Genomic DNA, 2,813 nt, shown 5'->3' with positions numbered 1-2,813 from the left:
ATTCGAGGTCATCTGGTACAGCTGCTGGAGCAGGTGACAGCCAATCCGGACATCCGTGTACATGAGCTGGATATGGTTACGGTGCAGGAGCGCGAGCAAATCGTTGAGGTCTGGGGCAATACAGCGGCAACCTATCCAAACGAGCAAACGATTCACGGCTTGTTCGAGGCGCAAACGGCGCAGACACCGGAGCAAACAGCCTTGTTCTTTGAAGGAGAGCAGTTGACTTATCGCGAGCTGAATGAACGCGCCAATCGTCTGGCTCGTACCTTGCGCAGTCAAGGCGTGACGAAGGATCGTTTGGTGGGTTTGATGACCGAACGGTCGGTGGACATGCTTGTGGGGATCTTCGGGATTTTAAAAGCCGGAGGCGCCTATGTACCTATCGATCCAACCTACCCGGAAGAACGTATCCGCTATATGCTGGACGACTCGGGTGCGAGGCTGCTGTTGACACAAAGCCATCTGGTGGACAAAGCAGTTATCGATGGTCAAGTGCTGGTGCTGGATGGAGCACAAAGTGTGTATCACGAGGATGGCTCCAACCTGGAGCCGGGGTCCGGTTCAAACGATTTGGCGTATGTGATTTATACGTCAGGGACGACGGGGCAGCCGAAGGGCGTGATGCTGGAGCACCATGGGCTGTGCAATCTGAAAACGTATTTTGATCAGACGCTCAAGATCCGTACGTCGGATCATGCACTGCTGTTCGCCAGCTACTCGTTTGATGCAGCTTGCTGGGAAATCTTCCAAGCTTTGTTCTGCGGCGCCACGTTATACGTGCCAACGACAGAGACGATTTTGAACTACGAACGGTTTGAGCAGTATATGGCCGATCACCGGATTACGGTGGCCGCTTTGCCGCCGACCTATGCGGTGTACCTGGAGCCGGAGCGGATGCCAAACCTGCGTATTTTGTTCACCGCGGGCTCAGCCTCTTCCACAGAATTGGTATACAAGTGGAAGGATCAAGTGGCGTACTACAATGGCTACGGTCCAACCGAAAACTCGGTGGCAACGTCCATCTGGCCGGTATCCGAGGATGAAAGGGCAGGCCAACTCATTTCCATCGGTCGTCCTATGCCGAATCACCGGGTGTACATGCTGGATGTGCATGGACATTTGGCTCCGGTCGGCGTAGCAGGTGAGCTGTGCGTGTCTGGTCCGGGTCTGGCGCGTGGTTACCTGGATCGTTCAGAACTGACGGCGGAGAAATTTGTACCGAACCCGTTTGCAGCCGGTGAAGCCGGCTATGAACGAATGTACCGTACGGGGGACTTGGCAAGATGGATGCCAGACGGCAACATTGAATATTTGGGCCGGATCGACCATCAGGTGAAAATCCGGGGCTACCGGATCGAACTGGGCGAGGTCGAAGCACAAATATTGAAAGTGGAAAATGTGCAAGAGGTCATCGTCCTGGCCCAAGCGGACGAGCAGGGACAAAACCAACTGGTGGCGTACTATGTCGCTGAAAGAGACGTCAGCGCGGGTGAGCTGCGCAGCTTGCTGGGTGAGGAGCTGCCCAACTACATGGTGCCTTCGTACTTCATCCAGTTGGAGCAGATGCCGCTAACACCGAACGGCAAAATCGATCGCAAGGCCCTGCCAGCACCGGAAGGCGGCCTGCAAAGCGGAGCGGATTATGTAGAGCCGCGCACAGCGCTGGAGCAGACGTTGGTTTCGATTTGGCAGTCTGTCTTAGGAGCGAAGAGAATCGGGATTTTGGATAATTTCTTTGACCTCGGCGGCGATTCGATCAAAGCGATCCAGGTATCGTCCCGCTTACTGCAAGCGGGCTACAAGCTGGATATGAAGGATTTGTTCCAATATCCGTCCATTTCGCTGCTGAGCGGTCGTGTACAAAAAGTTAGCCGTACGACCGATCAGGGCGAGATATCAGGCAGCGTCAAGCTGACCCCGATCCAGCAGTGGTTCTTTGGACAAGCCTCGGCAGAGCCGCATTATTTCAACCAGTCGGTGATGCTGCATCGAGCAGAAGGCTTCGATGAAGCCGCATTGCATCACACGGTGACCAAGTTGACGGAGCATCATGATGCGCTGCGTATGGTCTTCCGTCAGACCGAACAGGGCTATGAAGCGTGGAATCGCGGTTTGAATGAAGGCGAGCTGTATCATCTGGACGTTGTGGATTTGACAGATATGCCAACCCTTGCAGAGGTGACAGCAACCATTGAAACGAAAACCAATGCCATTCAAAGCTCCATTCGTCTAGACGAAGGACCACTGGTGAAGTTGGGACTTTTCCGCTGCATGGATGGAGATCATTTACTGATTGCCATTCACCATTTGGTTGTAGACGGCATTTCATGGCGGATTGTGTTTGAGGATTTTGCGACTGGATATGAGCAGGCCGCTCGGGGAGAAGCGATTCGCTTGCCATATAAAACGGACTCGTTCTCCACTTGGGCAGAACGTTTGTCTCAATATGCCAACAGTCCGGCCATCGACAAAGAACGCGAATATTGGGAGCGTCTTGCCCACGCGGAAGTCGCATCGCTACCTAAGGATCAAGAAAGAGCGGCAGGACAGCATTTTGTGGTCAGAGACAGTGAGACGGTGAGCGTGGCGTGGAGCGAACAGGACACCCGACTGCTGCTGCAGGAAGCACATCGTGCGTACCACACCGAGGTCAATGATCTGCTGTTAACCGCACTCGGCAGCGCATTGTACAACTGGAGCGGTCAGGAGCGTGTGCTGGTCAATCTGGAAGGGCATGGCCGGGAAGCTATTGTTCCCGATATCGACATCACACGTACCGTGGGCTGGTTTACGAGTCAGTATCCGGTGCT

General features: G+C 54.2%; 1 protein-coding gene. It reads left to right on the top strand.

The features are described from left to right. Positions 1 to 2,813 (top strand): non-ribosomal peptide synthetase (locus HFD99_RS24655; protein ID WP_167441037.1); only part of this gene is annotated, 2,813 nt, incomplete at both ends.

It is taken from the genome of Paenibacillus sp. EKM301P, from assembly GCF_011800295.1.
In the GTDB taxonomy this organism is placed as follows: domain Bacteria; phylum Bacillota; class Bacilli; order Paenibacillales; family Paenibacillaceae; genus Paenibacillus; species Paenibacillus polymyxa.
Note: the sequence above shows the minus strand (reverse complement) of the source record. Positions and strands in the feature narration are given on the sequence as shown.